This window comes from Actinomadura meridiana (genome assembly GCF_039537545.1).
GTDB classification, from domain to species: Bacteria; Actinomycetota; Actinomycetes; order Streptosporangiales; family Streptosporangiaceae; genus Spirillospora; species Spirillospora meridiana.
Window position 1 is genome coordinate 51,779 of record NZ_BAABAS010000018.1, and the last position, 19,989, is coordinate 71,767.

A 19,989-nucleotide genomic window follows, 5' to 3' on the forward strand; every position below is an offset into this window, starting at 1 on the left:
AGTATGGCGTGCCGACGGTGAATGTCCGTTACCCACCGGGTTATTTGCACATTTCGCGGCACATCCTTTTAGCGCTGTCAGCCCCATACGGTCGCGTCTCCGCTTCCGTGGTGCCGTCGCGTTTCAAGGTAGCCGTCGCTCAGGAGAACAATGATCTTCGCGGTGCACTATTGGTGAAATGGTTAGGCGTTTTTCGCCTATCTAATTGCGGGCCTTGCGATTCCGTTTGGAACAGGGGGCGGCGGGCCGGGCGCCGGGCGGCGGCCTGGCCCGAAGGGCCGGGCCGCCTCTGATCGACGGTCAGCCTCTGACCAGGGTTGCCAGGAGTTCTACGTGGCGCGTCATGGGGAACGCGTCGAAGGCGCGGAGGGTCTCCAGTGTCCAGCCGCGTTCGCCGAAGTAGGCCAGGTCGCGGGCCAGGGTGGCGGGGTCGCAGGACACGTAGGCGATCTTGCGTCCGGCCAGGCGGGTGAGGTGCTGAACGACGTCGCGGCCCGCACCGGTGCGGGGCGGGTCCAGGACGACGATGTCGGCGCCGCGGACGCGCGCGCCGCCCTGGTGACCGGCGCCGCGCTTGTTCTGCGCGCGGGAACCGCTGGCGGCGCGGCCGAACTCCAGGTCGGCGATGACCTCGTCGACGGGGCCGCGCTCGATGGAGACCTGCGGCAGGTCGCGCAGGTTGAAACGGGCGTCGCGGACGGCCTGCCCGTCGGACTCGACACCGACGACGAGGCCGTCCGAACCGACCCGGTCGGCGAGGACGCCCGCGAACAGGCCCGCGCCGCAGTACAGGTCGAGCGCGATGTCGCCGGGCTTCGGCTCCAGGGCGTCGACGACGGCGTCGGCGAGGAGCTGCGCGGCCCCGGGGTGGACCTGCCAGAAGCCGCTGCCGCTGACCTGGTAGAGGCGTCCGGACACCTCCTCCCGGACGTACGGGAGCGAGGCGCCGGGCTCGGGCTTGCCGCGGACGAGCCGGACCGGCACGTCCAGCCTCGGCACCCGCACCTTGCGGCGGTCGCGGCCGCGCAGCACGACGACGCGGTCGCCGGTGGTCGCGGACACGATGCCCTCGACGCCGGACGCGCCCGGCCACCGTTTGCGTTCGATGCCCATCAGCTCGACGCCGGGGTGGGCGATCAGGCATTCGTCGACGGGTTCGATGTCGTGGGACCGGTACCGGCGCAGGCCGATGACGCCGGACGAGACGGCGAACTGCACGCGGGTGCGCCAGCCGAGGCCGGGCGGCGGCGCCACCTCCGAATCGACCGGATAGGGCACCTCCTCGACCGTGACCGGGCGGTCGATGCCCGCCAGGCGCTCGAGCTGCTCCTGGACGACGGCGGCCTTCAGGGCGCGCTGCGCGGGCAGGGAGGCGTGCTGCCAGTCGCAGCCGCCGCAGCGGCCGGGGCCCGCGAACGGGCACGGCGGGTCGACGCGGTCCGGGGACGCCTCGATGATCTCGACAGCGTCGGCGCGGAGGAAGTTCTTCGCGCGTTCTGTGACGCGGGCCCGGACGCGCTCGCCGGGCAGGGCGTGCCGGACGAAGACCACGCGGCCCTCGTGCCGGGCGACGCAGAAACCACCGTTGGCGACGTTGCCGACCTCCAGTTCGAGGACGTCGGGTTGCAGCTCAGTCACGTCCCGAAACATTACCCGCCCCTGGGCGTGCCCCGGTCCGCGGCGGCCGCCGTGACGCACCCGGGCCGGGCGGTTCGATCCGTCCCTTGAGCCGGTCGGACGACTGGAGCTGCCACGCGACGCTCGTCACCATGACGCCCGGCTGGAACAACAGGCGTCCCTTCAGCCGCAGCGCGCTCTGGTTGTGCAGGAGCTGCTCCCACCAGTGTCCGACGACGTATTCGGGGATGAACACGGTCACGACGTCGCGGGGGCTCTTGCGCCGGATGCCCTTGACGTAGGCGAGGACGGGACGGGTGATCTCCCGGTAAGGCGAGTCGAGGATCTTCAACGGGACGGGCACGTCGAGCGCGTCCCACTCCTCCTGGAGGCGCTGGGACTCCTCGGCGTCCACCGCGACCGTGACGGCCTCCAGCGTGGACGGACGGGTCGCCCGCGCGTACGCCAGCGCCCGCAGCGTCGGCTTGTGGATCTTGGAGACGAGCACGATGCCGTGGATGCGGGCGGGCAGCGCGACGTCCTCCCCGGAGGGCACCAGTTCGGCGGCGATGCGGTCGTAGTGCCGTCTGATGCCCTTCATCAGCATGAACAGGATCGGCATCGCGATGCAGACGATGTAGGCGCCGAGCGCGAACTTGGTGATCAGCACGACGACGAGGACGATGCCGGTGAGGGTGGCGCCGAAGGCGTTGATGCCGCGGGACGTCCGCATCCGGCGGCGTTGCGCGGCGTCGGTCTCGGTGGCGAGCAGCCGGTTCCAGTGCCGGACCATGCCGACCTGGCTGACGGTGAACGACACGAACACGCCGACGGTGTACAGCGGGATCAGTCGGCTGACGGAGGCGTCGTAGGCGTAGATCAGCAGCCCGGCCATGGTGGCGAGGATGATGATGCCGTTGCTGTAGGCGAGCCGGTCGCCGCGGGTGTGCAGCTGCCGGGGCAGGTAGCGGTTCTGGGCGAGCACCGACCCGAGGACGGGGAACCCGTTGAACGCGGTGTTGGCGGCGAGGAACAGGATCAGCGCGGTCATCGCGGTGACGAGCGCGAAACCGAGTTCGAAGTTGCTGAAGACGGTGTGCGCGACCTGCGCGATCACCGGGTCGGCGTCCTGGACGGCGCGTCCGGTGGACGGGTCGACGAGGCTGCTGCCCTGGTCGGGTTCGGCGAACTTGGCGTCGGTGACGTAGGCGAGCGCGGTGACGCCGCCGAACAGCGTCATCGCGACGAGCCCCAGCATGAGCAGCGTCTTGGCGGCGTTCTCGCCCTTGGGCTTGCGGAACGCGGGCACGCCGTTGCTGATCGCCTCGACCCCGGTCAGCGCGGCACAGCCGGACGAGAACGCCCGCAGCAGCAGGAAGACCAGGGCGAACCCGGCGACGCCCGCCTCGTCGCCGCGGACCTCGTAGTGGGCGGTCTCGGCCTCCAGGTCGGTGCCGAGGACGAGCCGGAACACGCCCCACACGAGCATGCTGAAGACCGCGAACATGAACAGGTAGGTCGGGATCGCGAACGCGACGCCCGCCTCCTTGAGACCGCGCAGGTTCCCGATGGTGAGCAGCACCACGATGACGATCGCGACGCCGACCTCGTGCGGCTGCATGAACTTCAGCAGCGCGCCGAGGTTCTCCACCCCGGACGACACGGAAACGGCGACGGTCATGACGTAGTCGACCAGCAGCGCGCTCGCGACGAGCACGCCCCAGTTTCCGCCGAGGTTGGTGGTGGCGACCTCGAAGTCGCCGCCGCCGCTCTGGTAGGCCCGGACGTTCTGCCGGTACGAGGCGACCACCGTCAGCAGGATCACCACGACGGCCGCAGCGACCCACGGGGTGTAGTGGTACATCACCAGGCCGCCCGCGCCGAGCGCGAGGAGGATCTCCTGTGGCGCGTACGCGACCGACGACAGCGCGTCGCTGGCGAAGACGGGGAGCGCGATGCGCTTCTTCAGGAGCTGTTCGTGTTGCTGTGCGCTACTCAGCGCCCGGCCGAGGAGCAGCCGCTTCGCAAGGTCCGGAACCTTTGACACGAAACGAGAGCCTAGCCTTTGTGGGGGACACCGCCGCCGCGTCCCCCCGGCGGCCGGACCGGTGCGCGCCGAAGGGCGCCGCCGGGTAGTGCTCCCCTGGGCGGATGTGTAGGTTTGCAGCCCGGTAGGGATCATTCACAGGAAACGATCCTCGGGTAAGCACGGCATGGGCGGCCAGCGACGATTGCCGTGCGCGGCGCGGGGGGTACAGGGGGAACGTCCCCCTGGACGGAAAAGGAAACGGCCGTGCATATCGTGATCATGGGGTGCGGACGGGTCGGTTCGACGCTCGCGCACATCCTGGAGGACAAGGGTCACTCGGTGGCCATCATCGACCAGAGCCCGGAGGCGTTCCGCCGGCTGCGCAGCGGGTTCCGGGGCCGCCGCATCACCGGGTTCGGGTTCGACCGCGATGTGATCGCCGAGGCGGGCATCGAGCGGGCGTCGGCGTTCGTCGCCGTCAGCAGCGGCGACAACTCCAACATCATCTCCGCCCGGGTGGCGCGGGAGACGTTCGGCGTCGACAACGTGGTGGCCCGGATCTACGACCCCCGCCGCGCCGAGGTGTACCAGCGGCTCGGCATCCCGACGGTCGCGACCGTCCGGTGGACGGCCGACCAGATCCTGCGGCGGCTGCTCCCCGAGGGCGCGGAGCCGCTGTGGCGCGACCCGACCGGCGAGGTCGTCCTCGCCGAGCTGGACTCGGGGCATCTGTGGGTCGGCGAGAAGGTCGGGGCGCTGGAGGAGCACGCGAGCACGCGGGTGGCGTTCCTGTCGCGGATGGGCGACGCCCTCGTCCCCGACCGGGACACGGTGATCCAGGACGGCGACATCGTGCACATCATGGCGGCCGCCGACGATCTCGAGCGCGTCAACGCCGCCGTCGCGGCGCGGAACGGGGAGGAGTCCTGATGCGGGTCGCGATCGCCGGGGCGGGCGCGGTGGGCCGGTCCATCGCCGCGGAGCTGCTGGAGAACGGGCACGAGGTGCTCCTGATCGACAAGAGCCCGAAGGCCATCAAGGTCGAGATGGTGCCGCGCGCCGAGTGGCTGCTGGCCGACGCCTGCGAGATCTCCGCGCTGGACGACGCCGCGCTGGAGCGCTGCCAGGTCGTGGTGGCCTCGTCCGGCGACGACAAGGTCAACCTGGTGGTGTCGCTGCTGGCGAAGACCGAGTACGGCGTGCCGCGCGTGGTGGCCCGGATCAACCACCCCAACAACGAGTGGCTGTTCAACGAGTCGTGGGGCGTGGACGTGGCCGTGTCGACGCCCCGGCTGCTGTCGGCGCTGGTGGAGGAGGCGGTGAGCGTCGGCGACCTGGTCCGGCTGATGACGTTCCGGCAGGGTGAGGCGAACCTGGTGGAGCTGACGCTGCCGGACGACGCGCCGCTCGGCGGTCAGCGGGTCGGGTCGGTGGAGTGGCCGCGCGACACGGCGCTGGTGGCGATTCTGCGGGAGGGGCGGGTGCTCGTCCCGACGTCCGACGACACGCTGGAGCCGGGCGACGAGCTGATGTTCGTGGCCAGCCAGGACGTGGAGGACGAACTCGCCGAACTACTCGGCGGCAACTGAGCGAACGGCGCGTCCGGCAGCGGGCGCGCCGGGTCAGACGGGGGCAGGGGCAGGCGGGGTCAGGCGGGATCAGGCGGGGCCGCCGCGTTCGATGGGGGTGCGGCCCCGCGCGAGCAGCCAGACCATGGCGGCCAGCGCGGCGACCTGGAGCGGCCAGCCCATCACGATCTTGGCGGGGCCGAGCAGGCCGCTCTGGTCGCCGTCGGCGAGGTAGATCGGGTACTGGACGGCGACCCGCACCGCGCAGGGCAGCATCAGCAGCCAGGTGAGCCGTGAGCACAGCCGCACGATCCCCGGGTCGCGGCGCCACGCGGTCGGGTCGCCGGTGACGGTGCCGATGATGAAGCCGACGAGCGGCCAGCGCACCACGATCGAGAACAGCATCGCGGCGGCGTAGCCCGCGTTGAGGAGGATGCCGGGCAGGAATGCGTCCTCGGCCTTGCCGGAGCGCAGCGCGAAGAACGCGGCGACCGCGATGCCGACGAGGCTGTTCAGGACGAACTGCGGGTTGGAGCGCTGCGCGATCCGGATCACGAGCAGCAGCACGGCGGCGCCGACGCCCGTGCCGACGGCGAGCTTGATGTCCTTGGTCGCGACATAGGTGCCGGTGAACCCGATGGTCGGGACGGCGGCCTCGACCATGCCGCGGACACCGCCCAGCGCCTTGTTGAGCTGGGCGCGCACGGCCGCCTCGACGGTGTCGTGCGCGGCCCGGTCAGGATCGGCTTCGGTGTTCGCGCCGTGTCCTTGGTTCGCTTCCACTTCGCTCACGTCGTACTCCCGGCCGCCCGCGCGGCCTCATGAGCCGCCGCCGCGCAGCTCGTATCGCGGATTGAACATGACCTTGCGCCCGTCCTGCGTGCTCACCAGCCCCTCGGCGCGCAGCATGCGCCCCGGGTCGATACCGGCGATCTTGCGGCGACCGAGCCAGACCAGGCTGATCACGTCGGTGCCGTCGTACAGCTCGGCCTCCAGGGCGGGGGCGCCGCCCCGGGGCCGGAGCGTCACCGTTCGTAGCGTACCCGCCACGCAGTGCCGCTTGCGCTCGCCGCATTCCATGATCGGCGTCGCGCCCTCGTCCCCGGAGGATTTCTGCAGGTCCTCGGCCTCAAGCTCGGCCGTACTCGACGCCATGCGCCGCAGGAAGCGCCGCAGGCCGCGCTTCCCACGCTCGGCCGATCCCTCGTCCATGCCACGAAGCGTATGGCATCCACGGACGAATCGGACCCCCCAGCCCCACCGTTCGGAGCGACCTCCCGCCAAGTGTGGAATGAAGCGTTCCGTTCTGCTATTATCGGAACAGAGCATTCCGCTCCAAGAGGAAGGAAGAGCCGTGACCGCCACGCTCGACACCGTCCCGGCCGCCCCGTCCGGGACCACCGGCCAAGCCCCGGCTCCGGCCCCGGCCGCGCACCCGCGCCGCTGGCTCGGGCTGTCCGCCGTCCTGGCCGCGATGCTGCTGAACCTGCTCGACTCCACCGTCGTGAACGTGGCCGCGCCCGCGATCCGCGCCGACCTCGGCGGCTCCTACTCCGCGCTCCAGTGGATGGCCGCCGGATACACGCTCGCGCTCGCCGTGGCGCTGCTCACCGGCGGACGGCTCGGCGACATGTTCGGCCGCAGGCCCGTCCTGCTGGCGGGGGCGGCCGGGTTCGTCGCGACCTCGGTGGCCTGCGCGTTCGCCTGGTCTCCTGAGAGCCTGATCGCCGCCAGGGTCGCGCAGGGCCTGTTCGCGGCGGTGATGATCCCGCAGGGCTTCGGGCTGATCCGCGACCTGTTCGGCGCCCGGGACGTCGGCAAGGCGTTCGCGCTGCTCGGCCCGGTGATCGGGCTCGCCACGATCCTCGGCCCGGTGGTCGCCGGGCTGCTGGTCGACGCCGACCTGCTCGGCACCGGCTGGCGGGCGATCTTCCTGATCAACGTGCCGGTCGGCGCGTACACCCTGGTCGTGGGCGCGCGGGCGCTGCCCGCCCCGGCCCGCTCCCAGGGTCACGCCGACCGCTCGGGTGGGCTGGACGTGACCGGCATGCTGCTCGGCGGGCTCGGCATGAGCATGCTCGTCTACCCGCTCGTCCAGGGCCGTGAGCTCGGCTGGCCCGTCTGGTCGCTGGCGCTGCTGGCCGGGTCGGCGCCCGTCCTCGCCGTGTTCGCGCTGCACCAGCTCCGCCGCGCCCGCCGGGGCGGGACGCCGCTCGTCCGGCTGACGGTGTTCGCCAACCGCTCGTACAGCTCCGGTGTCCTGTTCGTGCTGGTCTTCTTCGGGACGATCACCGGGTTCTCGCTGGCCGTCGGCCTGTTTCTCCAGCTCGGCCTCGGCTACTCGCCGCTGGACGCCAGCCTGACCATGGCGCCCTGGGCGATCGGCGCGTTCACGGGATCGGCGTTCTCCAGCATGACGATGACAAGGCTCGGCCGATCCATCCTGCACATCGGCCTCGCCACGATGATCGCCGGTCTGGTCGCCCTGTACGCGGTGTTCGAGACGGTCGGGACGGACCTCGGCGCCTGGCACCTGACCGCGCCGCTGCTGCTGTTCGGCGCCGGGATGGGCATGATCTTCGTCCCGCTGTTCGACATCATCGTGGCGGGCATCGCCGACCACGAGGTCGGGTCCGGGTCGGCGGCGCTGGAGTCGGTCCAGCAGCTCGGCGCGTCGCTCGGCATCGCGGTCCTCGGGACGGTGTTCTTCGGCGCGATCGGCGTCCCGGCGGCGGGGCACTTCGACCCGGCGTCCGCGCTGGACGCCGCCGAGAAGGTCGCGGCGCTGACGCTCGGCCTCACCGCCGTGGCGTTCCTGGTCGCGTTCCTCCTCCCCCGCCGGGCCCGCGCCCACTGATCCCGTCCCGCCGAACCCGCCGCCCGCACCCGGGCGGCGGGTTCGCGTGTTCCAGACGTCAGGAGCGCCGCAGGCGAGACGCCGCCATCGCGGTGAAGTAGCCGATCTCCGGGACGCGCATCAGCCGGGCCGCCGCCACGTACAGCGCCCCGCCGCCGACACCGCCGACGATGAGGGTGAGCAGGGCCGGGAGCCGTTCACCGGGGAGGTGGCCGAAGCCCCAGAGGGCCGCCGCCGCGAACGCGACGGCGGGCAGGGCCGCCAGGTGCAACTGGGTGAGGGCGCGGGCGATGCGCCGTCCGTCCATCCCGCCGAGGCGCCGCCGCAGGACGAGCGCGGCACCGGTCGCCCCGACCGCGTAGAACAGCCCGTACGCGACGGGCAGCCCGATCACGACCTGCCGCGCCGGGACGAGCCAGAGCAGCAGGAACGCCGTCACAGCCTGGACGACACCGGCCGGAACGGCGATCAATCCCGGCGTGCGAGTGTCGCCGAGCGCGTAGAAGACCCGCATCAGCAGTTGGTGGAGCGTGAACGGCAGCACCATCACCGCGAAGACCATCAGGACGGCGCCGACGCGGCGCGCCGCGTCCTCGGTGAGGCTGCCGTAGGCGAAGAAGGTCACCGAGCCGGGCACCGCGAACACCAGCATCCCGAGCCACAGCGGAACGAGCAGCGCGGCGGCCAGCCGCAGCCCCCGCGAGAAGTCGTCCCGGACGAGGTCGCGCCGCCCGTCCGCCACATGCGCGCTCATCCTGGGCAGCAGTGCCGTGATCACCGACACCGCGATGATCGCGTACGGAAGTTGGAACACGACAAGCGCGAACTTGTAAGTCGCCAGGCCGCTTCCGGTGGCCGAACCGCCCGGGGCCTCGGCGGCGCGTTTCCCGGCGCGGGTCGCGACGTTCGCGGTCACCAGGACGCCCGCCTGCGCGACCACGATGTAGACCGCCATCCACGACGCGGCCCGCATCGCCTCGCCGAGCCCGGAGCCGCGCAGGTCGAAACGGGGGCGCCAGCGGAACCCGGCCGACCGCAGCATCCACGCGAGGACGACGCTCTGCGCGACCGTCCCGAGCGCCGAACCGAGCCCGATCAGCGTCAACTGGGCGTCGGTGACGGTTTCGGTGGTCGTGCCACGTCCGGCGACCCACAGGAACAGCAGGCCCGCCGCCATCGTGACCACGTTGTTGACGACCGGCGCCCACATCGGCGCCCCGAACCGCTGCCGGACGTTCAACATCGTGCTCGCCAGCCCGCTGACGCCGATGAAGAACAGCTGCATGAGCAGCAGCCGCGTGAGCAGCACCGTCACGTCCCGCTGCCGCCCCTCGTACCCGCCCGCGTACAGGGAGATCAGCGGGTCGGCGAGCAGGACGGCGACGACGGTCAGCACGGCGAGCACCGGCAGCACGACGCCGAGCAGCCGCCGTTCGGTCGCCGCTCCCCCGTCGGCGTCCCGCATCCGCCGTTTGACCAGGAACGGGACGAACACGCTCGCGAGCAGCCCGCCGAGCAGCAGCTCGTACACCGTGTACGGGATCATCTCGGCGGCCTGGTAGGCGTCGCCGAGCAGGGCGGTGCCGAGCGCCGCGCCGATCACGACCGTGCGCAGGAAGCCGGTGAGGCGGGAGAAGATCGTCCCGATGGCCATGACGGCGCTGGAGTGCGCGACGCCGGGCGGTGCGGCCTGCGCGGCGCCGCCGATCTCGTCGCGTTCCGAGCCGGGCCGGTCGGCGGTCCCCGGGTCGGCGACGTCACCGGGGTCGCGGACCGGGACGAGCCCGATCTCGGGTTCGCCCGGCGGCTCGGCGCGCTCCGCCTCGTCGAAGATCCCCGGCATGAGGATCCGGCGTCTGTCGGGCTCCTCCATTCGCATCACCCCCGGACGCGAGTATGCACCGTGGGGGCGCCCGCCCTCTCGGGTCGGAACACCCCCACGGTGCGGTCGGCGCCGCCCCTCGCCTGGTCAGTTGAGCGCCGCCTCGACCGCCGGGACCCGGACGGCTCGGCGGGTCGCGGCGTACGCCGTGGCCCCGGTGAGGACGGCGGCGAGCGCGACCACCCCGAGGTAGGTCCACACGCTCCCGTCGGGAGTGGCCGAGTCGCTCCTGGCCAGCCCGAACGGCACGATCGTGAAGACGGACGCGATCGTCCCGACCACCACGCCGGTGATCGTCAGCACCGCCGACTCGACCGCGACGCCGCCGAGCACCTGGCCGGGCGTGGCGCCCGCGAGCCGGGTCTGGCCGAACTCGCGGCGCCGGTGCGCGGTCGCCGCGACCAGCGTGTTGACCAGCATGATCGCGGTGAACAGCACGACCATGCCGATGACGACGAAGTTGAGCGTCTCGATGTTCTTCTGCTCGTTGGTCTTGGCGAGCCCGGAGGCGTCCATCGCGGCGTTCTCGGTGGCTTGCAGGAACAGCGTGCCGACGGCCGTCGAGACGAACAGGATGATCGGCGTGACCGCCGAGGCCAGCGCGGACGTCCGGCGCCGCATCGTGTCGGCGGCGAGGCCACCGGCGGCGCCGCCGAACAGCCGCAGCGGCCCGGCCACCAGCGCCGTCACCCGCCGCATGATCGCCGGGGCCAGCAGCGCCAGCCCGATCGCGGCGAGGATGTCGGCCTGCCCGGACGTCGCCATCGCGTCGCTGCCCTTTCCGTCCATCACGGTGATGGTGACGACCGCCTCCTGCACGGCCACCAGCAGGAAGATCACCGCGAACACGATCCGCTTCTTGCTCAGCCTGCCGGTGTCGACGGCCGCCGCCGTCAGCGACTCGGTCACCCGGACGCGGGTCGTGCGGCGCGCCGTGATCAGCGCGGCGCCGACCGCGGACACCAGCGTGATCCCGATGCCCATGGACAGCGCCATCGGCCCGAAGCTGTACCCGATGTCGGCCGGGACCTGGTTCGTGTCGTGCAGCATGCCGAGCAGCCCACGGCCGATCAGCATGCCCGGGACGATCCCGAGCAGCGCGGCGACCAGGGCGAGCCCCGCCGCCTCACCGACGATCATCCGGCCGAGCTGCGCCGGGGTCGCGCCGACGCTCTTCAGCAGCGCCATCTCCGCCGCCCGCTGCCGGACCGACAGGGTCAGCGTCGAGGTGACCGCGAAGACCACCAGCAGCAGTCCCCAGCCGCCGACGACGTTCGCCATGATGGACAACGTCTCGCGGGCCGTGCCGGTCGCGTCGCCCGCCTCCGCCGTGTCCAGCATCGACGCGAATCCCATGAGGATCGCCGAGCCGAGGAACATCGCCAGGAAACTCGCCACGAACGCGCCCGTCCGCTTGCGCACCGAGCTGATCGCCAACCTGAACATCGTCATGTCGTTCACGCCCCCGCCGTCGTCCGCTGACGCTCGACCTCGTCGGCCAGGTGCGTCATCCGTTCCGCGACGGCCTCGGCGGTCGGCGCGGCCTGGTGGCCGACGATCCGCCCGTCCGCCAGGTACAGCACCGCGTCCGCGTAGGACGCGGCGACCGGGTCGTGCGTGACCATCACGATCGTCTGCCCGGACATGCGCACCGACTCCTGGAGCAGGCTCAGCACGTCGCGGGCGCTGCGGGTGTCGAGGGCGCCGGTCGGCTCGTCCGCGAACACCACCCGCGGCCGGGTGACCAGCGCACGCGCGATCGCCACCCGCTGCTGCTGCCCGCCGGACAGCTCGGCGGGCAGATGGTCGAGCCGCTCGCCCAGGCCGACGCGCGCCAGGACGGCCCGCGCCTCCCGCCGGTCGGCCTTGCGTCCCGCGAGCCGCAGCGGCAGCAGGACGTTCTGCATCACGGACAGGGTCGGCAGCAGGTTGAACTGCTGGAAGACGAAGCCGATCCGCTGCCGGCGGAACTTCGTCAGCGCGGCCTCGCCGTCGCCGGACAGTTCCGCGCCGTCCACGAAGACCCGCCCCTCGGTGGGACGGTCCAGGCCCGCCGCGCACTGGAGCAGCGTGCTCTTGCCCGACCCGGAGGGCCCCATCACCGCGGTGAACGACCCGGCGGGCAGCGACAGCGACACGCCGTCCAACGCCATCACCTGGTTGCCCTCGGCGCCGTAGACCTTCCGGACGCCCTCCAGCCGGAGCGCCTCTCCCGGCGGCTGGTCCGCCGGGGCCTGTCCCTTACGTCCGATCATCGTTTCGGTCCTCCCGCCCTGCGCCCCGTCCGTCGTGGAGCGCCTGTGGGAACGAAATTACGGATCGCGACGGCCCGCGAGGATGGGTCCAGCACGCCGATCGGGGTAGGCAAAACCCCACCTTCTCGCGTGGCCATCGGGCCGGGATAGGGTCGTTGGCGGTGCGCCGGGAAGTCTGGTCGGCAACGCGTTTCCGCATGCCGTCCGCCGATCAGGAGAGTCCGTGCAGGTCACCGCCGCGATCGTCATCTTCCTCGGCGCCTACGTTCTGATCGCGACCGAGAAGGTGCACCGGACGGCGGTGGCGCTCGGCGGCGCGGGCCTGATGCTGCTCCTGCACATCACCGACGCCGAGGGCTCCTTCTTCTCCGAGGAGTCCGGCATCGACTGGAACGTCATCTTCCTGCTGCTCGGGATGATGATCATCGTGTCGGTGCTGCGGCAGACCGGGGTGTTCGAGTACGTCGCCATCTGGGCCGCCAAGCGCGCGCGGGGACGCCCCTACCGGCTGATGGTGATGCTGGTCGTCCTCACGGCGGGGGCGTCCGCGCTGCTGGACAACGTGACCACCGTCCTGCTGGTCGCGCCCGTGACGTTCCTGGTCTGCGAACGGCTCGGCCTCAAACCCGAGGCGTATCTGATCGCGGAGGTGATGGCGTCCAACATCGGCGGCACCGCGACGCTGGTCGGCGACCCGCCCAACATCATCATCGCGAGCCGCGGCGACCTGTCGTTCAACGACTTCCTCGTGCATCTGGCGCCGATGGTCGTCGTGCTGATGGCGGTGTTCTGCCTGCTCTGCCGCTGGCTGTTCCGGTCGGCGTTCCACTACGACCCCGACCGCGTCGCCGAGGTCATGGCGCTCCGGGAACGGGAGGCGATCACCGACCGGAAGCTCCTCGCGCAGGGGCTCACCGTCCTCGCGATCGTCATCGCCGCGTTCGTGCTGCATCCCGTGCTGCACTACGAGCCGTCCGTCGTCGCGCTCCTCGGCGCCGGGCTGCTCGTCGCCGCGACGGAGGTGACCACCGAGGACGCGCTCAGCGAGGTCGAATGGCCGACGCTCGTCTTCTTCGCCGGGCTGTTCGTGATGGTCGGCGGGCTCGTCGAGACCGGCGTCATCGACGACGTGTCCGAGGCCGCCACCGACGCCACCGGCGGCGACCTCGGCGCCGCCTCGATGCTGCTGCTGTGGGCGTCCGCCGGGCTGTCGGCGCTCGTGGACAACATCCCGTACGTCGCGACGATGAGCCCGATCGTGTCGGACCTCGTCCAGCAGCATCCCGGCACCGAGGGGCACGTGCTGTGGTGGTCCCTCGCCCTCGGCGCGGACCTCGGCGGCAACGCCACCGCCATCGGCGCCAGCGCGAACGTCGTCGTCCTCGGCCTCGCCGCCCGCAACGGCACGCCCATCAGCTTCTGGCGTTTCACCCGCTACGGCCTTGTCGTCACGCTCCTCACGGTCGCCCTGTGCACCCCCTACCTCTGGCTTCGTTACCTCTAGGGCCCCTGGGAGATGATCAGGGGATGGACGAGGTACCTGAGGACTGGGACAGCGCGCTGGCGATCGCCGCCCATCCCGACGACCTGGAGTACGGGACGTCGGCGGCCATCGCGAAATGGACGAGCCAGGGCAAGACGGTGACGGAGGTCCTCGCGACCCGCGGCGAGGCCGGGATCGACTCGATGGATCCCGAGGAGGTCGCCCGCGTCCGCAGCGCGGAGCAGATCGAGGCGGCGCGCCGCGTCGGGGTGGAGACCGTCGAGTTCCTCGACCTCCAGGACGGCATGCTGGAGTACGGCCTGCCACTGCGGCGGACGCTCGCGGCGGTGATCCGGCGGCACCGGCCCGACGTCGTCCTGTCGCTGAACTTCCGCGAGACGTTCCCCGGCGGCGGGTTCAACATGGCCGACCACCGAGTGTTCGGGCTCGCCGTCGCGGACGCGATCAGGGACGCCGCCAACCGGTGGGTGTTCCGCGACCTCGGCCTCGAACCATGGCAGGGCGTCCGGTTCGCGCTGTTCGGCGGATCACCACAGGCCGCGCACTACGTGGACGTCACCGGCCACCTGCGCGCCGGGATCGACTCGCTGCTCGCGCACCACGTGTACTTCTCGAACCTCGGCGCCGAGTTCGACGCGGCGGCGTTCCTCACCGGCAACGCCGAAGAGCTGGGACGCACCGCCGGAGTGGAGCACGCCATCGGATTCGAGATGATCGGGACGTAGGGCGCTCAGTGGCGGGCGTTGGGCCGCTTGCCCTTGTTGTGCTTACCGCGCTTGCGGGCTCGGCGTTTGCGCGTCTTCTTCGACATGCCCCGATTGACCACCCGGACGGCGCCGAAGGCAAGCATCCGGACGGGCGCGGACCAGCAAAAACCCGCCGACCGCACGTCCGGAAAGGCGTGCGGTACGGCGGGCGCGGTATGGGACGCTGCGTGGGCGCGCGGGTCAGCGGACCTCGGTGATCTCGGGGCCGCGCTCGAAGGGGTCGAAGGTCTCCACGGCCTCCTCGTCCTCCTCCTCGCCGCCCTCGCTGAACTCCTTCGGGATTTGCAGCTCCAGCAGGTCGCGCGGAGGCATCGGGGCGTCACCGCGCACGACGACGACGCCGCGCAGGACGTCCTCCAGAACCTGCCACTGCTCCTCGTTCTCGATCGCGGCGCCCTGCACCACCGCGTGCAGGAACCAGCGGGGACCGTCCACACCGAGGAAACGGATGATCTGCGGCGCCCAGCCCTGCTCGACGAACTCGGCCGGGATCTGCTCGCGGAACTCGTCCGGCATCTCGGCGAGGACCTCTTCGGTGAGCGGCTGCGGCACCATCGCCAGCAGTTCGGGGCCGAACGGACCCTCGCCCTCCTGGATCTGGCCCTGCGCCTCCTCCTGGATCTCCTTGGCGGTCTCACGGCGCAGGTCGTCCCAGATGCCGCTGCGCTTCGGGGCCGCGAACGCCTGCAACTGCATGGCGCTCTCCTCGTACTGCACCAGCACGGCGACCGGCCGCCCGTCGACCGGGTTGCCCTCCTCGTCCACCTGGGTGGCCTCGAAGTTCACCTGGAAACCGAGCCCCGGCGCGACCGGCACCTGGAGGGACCCGAAATCAAGACGCTGTAGTTCGGGGAAGGAGTCCTCGGAGTCCCACGGACCGCCGGACGAGTCGGCCGAGTCGGCCTTGGCGGGCGCCTCCTCCTCGGCCTCTTCGGCGGCCTCCTCCTCGGTCACCTCGGCACCCTTCGCGGGCTCCTCGGCCTGCCGGCGACGTCCAAAAGCCACGACTCACGCTCCTTCTCGACTGTGCTCACTGCTTGTGTGCTCACTGGCTGCATTATCCGCGCCCACGGGCGCTCGCCCGCCGGACGCGCCGCCGAATCCGCCGGTGGAGCCGAAGCCGTCGGTTCCGCGCGCCGATCCGGGAAGCTCCGCGACCTCGTGGAACACCGCGTGCTCCACCCGCTGCACGACCAGTTGCGCGATGCGGTCTCCCCGCCGCAGCGTCACCGCGGCGCGGGGGTCGGTGTTCAGCAGGGTCACCTTGATCTCACCCCGATAGCCGGCGTCGACCGTACCGGGTGCGTTGACTATCGTCACCCCCAACCTAGCGCCCAAACCGGACCTCGGGTGAACGAAGGCCGCGTACCCGTCCGGCAGCGCGACGGCCATCCCCGTCGGGACGACGGCGCGCTCCCCCGGCGGCAGCTCGACGTCCACGGCCGCGACCAGATCGGCGCCCGCGTCGCCCGCATGGGCGTACCGGGGCAACGGCAGCCCGGGATCCAGCCGCCGGATCAGCACATCGACCTTGCTCACGCGCGTCCACCTCACGCTCACCTGCCGGAAAACCACACGACCCTATCCGGGACGCCGTGCCCGACCGGGGCTGAAACGCCGCCGCCCGCGCGAGCCCGGCAGTTGACCCTACCCGCTCCACGGCACCGGAGGTTCAGCCCCAAAGCGAAGAATTACGCCTAACACCGCATTTGTCACTACGGCGCTTCAGGGGGGAGAAACAGGCCGATCGCGGCGGGACGGCGTAGGTTGGTCGGACACCGTCGACGAAGGGGCGCGCGTTCGTGATCCGGCTACTGGTGATCTTCCTGGTCCTCCGGGGATTCGCCGTGGCCGAATGGGTCGCGTCGGGCCCGCAACAACCCGGCCTGCTGGCCCTCGCGACGGCCGGAGTGGCGGGCCTCCTGATTCTGGCCGCCGTCCGAGCCTGCGCCACGTCACGCCGAGAACAACCCACGGCCCCCGTACGCACGACGTTGCGGGACCGGACCCTGCGCACGGCCTTCCTCCCCCAGCGCGACCCGGACGCGGCGGGACGCCCCCGTCCACGAGCACCCGGTCCGGAGATCGCGGCCGCCTGAACGCGGCCGAGACGCCTCATCTCCCCTCTCCGGAAGGTTCTTCCATGCTCGACGTTCCCGTTTCGATCGCCGCTGCCCTCGTCGGGGGCCTGGCGGACGCCCTCGACCCCGTCGCCGGTGGCATGGCCACAGCTCTCGCGATCGTCGTGTTCACCGCCATGGTGCGTCTGCTGATGCTCCCGCTCGCCGTCGCGGCGGCGCGTGGCGAACGCACCCGCCGACGGCTGATGCCCCAAGTCCAGAAACTGCAAAAGAAGCACGCGAAGGATCCGCAACGGCTTCGGCGCGAGATGGCGGCGCTGTACGAGTCCGAAGGCGCCTCGCCGGTCGCGGGATGCCTGCCGATGTTCGTGCAAATGCCCTTCTTCATGGTCATGTACCGGCTGTTCGTGTCCGCGACGGTGGCCGGACATCAGAACCTGCTGCTCGCCCACACCCTCCTCGCCGCGCCACTCGGCCAGAACTGGATCGGCGTCGTGGGCGGCGGCCTCCTCTCCCCACCGTCGCTGGTCTTCCTCGGCCTGTTCACTCTGCTGGCGGCGGTGGCGCTGTGGTCCTCGCGCCGCGTGACCGCCGAGGGCCCCATGGGCGCGGTCGCGCGCCTGATGCCGTTCGGCACGATCGCCGTGGCGGCGTTCGTCCCGCTGGCCGCGGGCCTGCACCTACTGACGTCCGGAGCCTGGACGGCGGCAGAACGCGCCATACTCCAGCGCAAGGCCATCACGGCGGCCGCCTGACGCCTTATGGCATTCGGCGTGGCGTTCGGCACATGAAACGGACCTAGGTGGCGAGGGTGACGTCGACCGTGAGAGTGGCGGGGGCGTCCTCCAAGGTGAGGTCGGCGATGCGGCCCGCGGCGGCCAGGTCGGGGCGTGCGATGCGGGTCGCCTCGGCGCCGCGCACTACCGCGCGGGACACGTCGGCGCGCATCGACGCCCGGGCCTCCGACTTGGCCTTGCGGACCTGGCGGAGCGCCTCGCCCGTCGCCGCCAGGACGGCCGGGTCGCCGCCCGGGGGCAGCTCGGCGGTCGACGGCCAGCGCGCCGTGTGCACCGACCCGTGCCGCCACCACGACCACACCTCCTCGGTCACGAACGGCAGGACGGGCGCGAACAGGCGCAGCAGAACCGACAGCGCCGTGCGCAGCGCCGCCCGCGCCGACTCCGCCTGCGGGCCCTCCCCGTAGGCGCGCGCCTTGACCAGCTCCAGGTAGTCGTCGCAGAACTCCCAGAAGAACCGTTCCGTGCGCTCCAGAGCCCGCGCGTAGTCGTAGCCCTCGAACGCCTCCGTCGCGTCCTGGACGACGCGCGTCAGCGACGCCAGCATCGCCCGGTCGAGCGGTTCCGTCACCGCGGCGTCCGGGCGGACCTCGCCGAGACCCAGCACGAACTTGGAGGCGTTGAGGATCTTGATGGCGAGGCGGCGGCCGACCTTGATCTGGCCGGTGTCGAACGCGGTGTCGGTGCCGGGACGCCCGCCCGCCGACCAGTAGCGGATCGCGTCGGAGCCGTACTCGCGCAGCAGGTCGATCGGGGTGACGACGTTCCCCTTCGACTTGGACATCTTCTTGCGGTCAGGGTCGAGGATCCACCCCGACAGCGCGGTGCCCTTCCACGGCAGCGACCCGTGCTCCAGATGGGCGCGGACGACCGTGGAGAACAGCCACGTGCGGATGATGTCGTGCGCCTGGGGACGCAGGTCGTAGGGGAAGACCCGGCCGAACAGGTCGGCGTCGCGCTCCCAGCCGCCCGCGATCTGCGGGGTCAGCGACGACGTCGCCCACGTGTCCATGACGTCGGGGTCGCCGACGAAGCCGCCCGGCTCGCCGCGCCGCCCCTCGGTGTACCCGGGCGGGACGTCGGACGACGGGTCGACCGGCAGCGCGTCCTCCGACGGCACGATCGGCTCGTCGTAGCGCGGCTCGCCGGATTCGTCCAGCGGGTACCAGACGGGGATCGGCACGCCGAAGAAGCGCTGCCGCGAGATCAGCCAGTCGCCGTTCAGTCCCTCGACCCAGTTCTCGTAGCGGGCCCGCATGTACCCGGGATGCCATGTCAGCTCCCGGCCGCGCGCGAGCAGCTCGGCGCGGACGCCCTCGTCCCGCCCGCCGTTGCGGATGTACCACTGCCGGGTCGTGACGATCTCCAGGGGCTTGCTGCCCTTCTCGTAGAACTTCACCGGGCGGCTGATCTTGCGTGGCTCGCCGTCCAGGTCGCCGGACTCGCGCAGCAGCTCGACGACCCGTTCCTTCGCGGAGAACACCGTCTTACCGGCCAGCTCCCCATACACGTCCCCGGGGACACCGTCCGGCGGGTCGGCGGCCAGCCGGCCGTCCCAGCCGATGATCGCGCGGGTGGGCAGGTTCAGCTCGCGCCACCACGTGACGTCGGTGACGTCGCCGAACGTGCAGATCATGGCGATGCCGGATCCTTTGTCGGGCTCGGCCAGCCGGTGCGCGACGACCGGGACCTCGACACCGAACAGCGGTGTCCGCACGGTCGTCCCGAACAGCTCCCGGTACCGCTCGTCGTCGGGATGCGCGACCAGCGCGACGCACGCGGGCAACAGCTCGGGCCGCGTCGTCTCGATGTAGACGGGCCGCTCGTCCCCGTGGAAACGGATCCGGTGGAACGCGCCGGGCTGCTCGCGGTCCTCAAGCTCGGCCTGGGCGACGGCGGTGCGGAACGTGACGTCCCACAACGTCGGCGCCTCGGACACATAAGCCTCACCCCGCGCGAGATTCCGCAGGAACGCGCGCTGCGACGCCGTCCGCGACACGTCACCGATCGTCGTGTACAGATGGCGCCAGTCGACCGACAGCCCTACTCGGCGCCACATCTCCTCGAACGCCTTCTCGTCCACCTCGGTGAGCCGCTCGCACAACTCGATGAAGTTGCGCCGCGAAACGGGCACCTGCCTTTTGGCGTCGGGCTTGGCCGGGGGCTCGAAGTCCGGATCGTACGGAAGCGACGGGTCGCACCGCACCCCGAAGTGGTTCTGGACGCGCCGCTCCGTGGGCAGGCCGTTATCGTCCCAGCCCATCGGGTAGAAGACCGCCCGACCGCGCATGCGGTGATACCGCGCGACGGTGTCGGTGTGCGTGTAGGAGAAGACATGACCGACGTGGAGGGATCCGCTCACGGTGGGCGGCGGCGTGTCGATCGAGAACACGTCACCGCGCGGCCGCGTACGGTCGAAACGGTAGACGCCGTCGTCCTCCCAGGCGCGTACCCACTTGTCCTCCAAGCCGTCCAGGGAGGGCTTGGCGGGGACGTCCGGAGTACGCGGCTGCTCTGTCATAGATCAATCGTATTGACATCGGCCCGCGGCGCACGCCGATTACCCGCGGGCCGGTAGCGTCGCACACGGCGGCCGGTAGCGTCGGACACGACAGGACGACTGGAGGACGAT

17 protein-coding genes are annotated in these 19,989 nt (G+C 71.3%); 7 read left to right on the forward strand and 10 right to left on the reverse strand.

What is annotated here, in order from left to right:
• Positions 1-300: 300 nt before the first annotated feature.
• The gene (locus ABD808_RS24475) at positions 301-1,638 is read right to left on the reverse strand and encodes a class I SAM-dependent RNA methyltransferase (RefSeq protein WP_344900616.1); all 1,338 of its coding nucleotides are present in this window, start codon (positions 1,636-1,638) and stop codon (positions 301-303) included.
• The gene (locus ABD808_RS24480) at positions 1,631-3,664 is read right to left on the reverse strand and encodes an APC family permease (RefSeq protein WP_344900618.1); all 2,034 of its coding nucleotides are present in this window, start codon (positions 3,662-3,664) and stop codon (positions 1,631-1,633) included. Before ABD808_RS24480 ends, ABD808_RS24475 begins: the two co-directional genes overlap by 8 nt.
• Positions 3,665-3,910: 246 nt before the next feature.
• Between ABD808_RS24480 and ABD808_RS24485 the strand changes: the two genes are divergently transcribed.
• Both ABD808_RS24485 and ABD808_RS24490 read left to right on the forward strand, forming a co-directional pair.
• On the forward strand, positions 3,911-4,576 hold the full coding sequence (locus ABD808_RS24485) for a potassium channel family protein (protein WP_344900620.1): 666 nt from the start codon (positions 3,911-3,913) through the stop codon (positions 4,574-4,576).
• Positions 4,576-5,235 (forward strand): potassium channel family protein, encoded by a 660-nt coding sequence (locus ABD808_RS24490; protein ID WP_344900622.1) that lies wholly within the window; start codon positions 4,576-4,578, stop codon positions 5,233-5,235. The genes ABD808_RS24485 and ABD808_RS24490 overlap by 1 nt, the downstream gene beginning before the upstream one ends.
• A gap of 69 nt (positions 5,236-5,304) precedes the next feature.
• Here ABD808_RS24490 and ABD808_RS24495 read toward each other — a convergent pair whose 3' ends face one another.
• Both ABD808_RS24495 and ABD808_RS24500 read right to left on the reverse strand, forming a co-directional pair.
• Positions 5,305-5,997, reverse strand: coding sequence for a DUF3159 domain-containing protein (locus ABD808_RS24495; RefSeq protein WP_344900778.1), 693 nt, complete (start codon positions 5,995-5,997; stop codon positions 5,305-5,307).
• 36 nt (positions 5,998-6,033) lie between these two features.
• Positions 6,034-6,426, reverse strand: a complete 393-nt coding sequence (locus ABD808_RS24500; RefSeq protein WP_344900624.1) for an OB-fold nucleic acid binding domain-containing protein — start codon at positions 6,424-6,426, stop codon at positions 6,034-6,036.
• Positions 6,427-6,568: 142 nt separating this feature from the next.
• Between ABD808_RS24500 and ABD808_RS24505 the strand changes: the two genes are divergently transcribed.
• The gene (locus tag ABD808_RS24505; RefSeq protein ID WP_344900626.1) at positions 6,569-8,071 is read left to right on the forward strand and encodes an MFS transporter; all 1,503 of its coding nucleotides are present in this window, start codon (positions 6,569-6,571) and stop codon (positions 8,069-8,071) included.
• Positions 8,072-8,129: 58 nt separating this feature from the next.
• Here the strand turns inward: ABD808_RS24505 and murJ are convergent, their stop codons facing one another.
• From murJ to ABD808_RS24520, 3 genes are all read right to left on the reverse strand, one after another.
• Positions 8,130-9,944 carry a murein biosynthesis integral membrane protein MurJ gene (murJ, locus tag ABD808_RS24510; RefSeq protein WP_344900628.1) on the reverse strand — a complete coding sequence of 605 codons (1,815 nt, stop codon included), beginning with the start codon at positions 9,942-9,944 and terminating at the stop codon, positions 8,130-8,132.
• 96 nt (positions 9,945-10,040) lie between these two features.
• Positions 10,041-11,405 (reverse strand): FtsX-like permease family protein, encoded by a 1,365-nt coding sequence (locus ABD808_RS24515; RefSeq protein ID WP_344900630.1) that lies wholly within the window; start codon positions 11,403-11,405, stop codon positions 10,041-10,043.
• 5 nt (positions 11,406-11,410) lie between these two features.
• Positions 11,411-12,208 carry an ABC transporter ATP-binding protein gene (locus tag ABD808_RS24520; protein ID WP_344900632.1) on the reverse strand — a complete coding sequence of 266 codons (798 nt, stop codon included), beginning with the start codon at positions 12,206-12,208 and terminating at the stop codon, positions 11,411-11,413.
• A 223-nt stretch (positions 12,209-12,431) separates the two neighbouring features.
• Between ABD808_RS24520 and ABD808_RS24525 the strand changes: the two genes are divergently transcribed.
• Positions 12,432-13,712, forward strand: a complete 1,281-nt coding sequence (locus ABD808_RS24525; protein ID WP_344900634.1) for an ArsB/NhaD family transporter — start codon at positions 12,432-12,434, stop codon at positions 13,710-13,712.
• A gap of 23 nt (positions 13,713-13,735) precedes the next feature.
• Complete coding sequence (locus ABD808_RS24530; protein WP_344900636.1) at positions 13,736-14,437, forward strand: PIG-L deacetylase family protein; 702 nt, start codon at positions 13,736-13,738, stop codon at positions 14,435-14,437.
• Between the two features lie 222 nt (positions 14,438-14,659).
• Here ABD808_RS24530 and ABD808_RS24535 read toward each other — a convergent pair whose 3' ends face one another.
• Together ABD808_RS24535 and dut are read right to left on the reverse strand one after the other, a co-directional pair.
• Positions 14,660-15,484: a DUF3710 domain-containing protein gene (locus ABD808_RS24535; protein WP_344900638.1), complete on the reverse strand. Its 825-nt coding sequence runs from the start codon at positions 15,482-15,484 to the stop codon at positions 14,660-14,662.
• A 3-nt stretch (positions 15,485-15,487) separates the two neighbouring features.
• Positions 15,488-16,018, reverse strand: a complete 531-nt coding sequence (gene dut, locus ABD808_RS24540; protein ID WP_344900640.1) for a dUTP diphosphatase — start codon at positions 16,016-16,018, stop codon at positions 15,488-15,490.
• A gap of 263 nt (positions 16,019-16,281) precedes the next feature.
• On the opposite strand from dut, the gene ABD808_RS24545 reads away from it, so the two are divergent.
• Positions 16,282-16,578: a DUF6412 domain-containing protein gene (locus ABD808_RS24545; RefSeq protein WP_344900642.1), complete on the forward strand. Its 297-nt coding sequence runs from the start codon at positions 16,282-16,284 to the stop codon at positions 16,576-16,578.
• 44 nt (positions 16,579-16,622) lie between these two features.
• Positions 16,623-17,315 (forward strand): YidC/Oxa1 family membrane protein insertase, encoded by a 693-nt coding sequence (locus tag ABD808_RS24550; protein ID WP_344900644.1) that lies wholly within the window; start codon positions 16,623-16,625, stop codon positions 17,313-17,315.
• Positions 17,316-17,358: 43 nt separating this feature from the next.
• Here the strand turns inward: ABD808_RS24550 and valS are convergent, their stop codons facing one another.
• On the reverse strand, positions 17,359-19,878 hold the full coding sequence (gene valS, locus ABD808_RS24555) for a valine--tRNA ligase (protein ID WP_344900646.1): 2,520 nt from the start codon (positions 19,876-19,878) through the stop codon (positions 17,359-17,361).
• Positions 19,879-19,989: the final 111 nt, after the last annotated feature.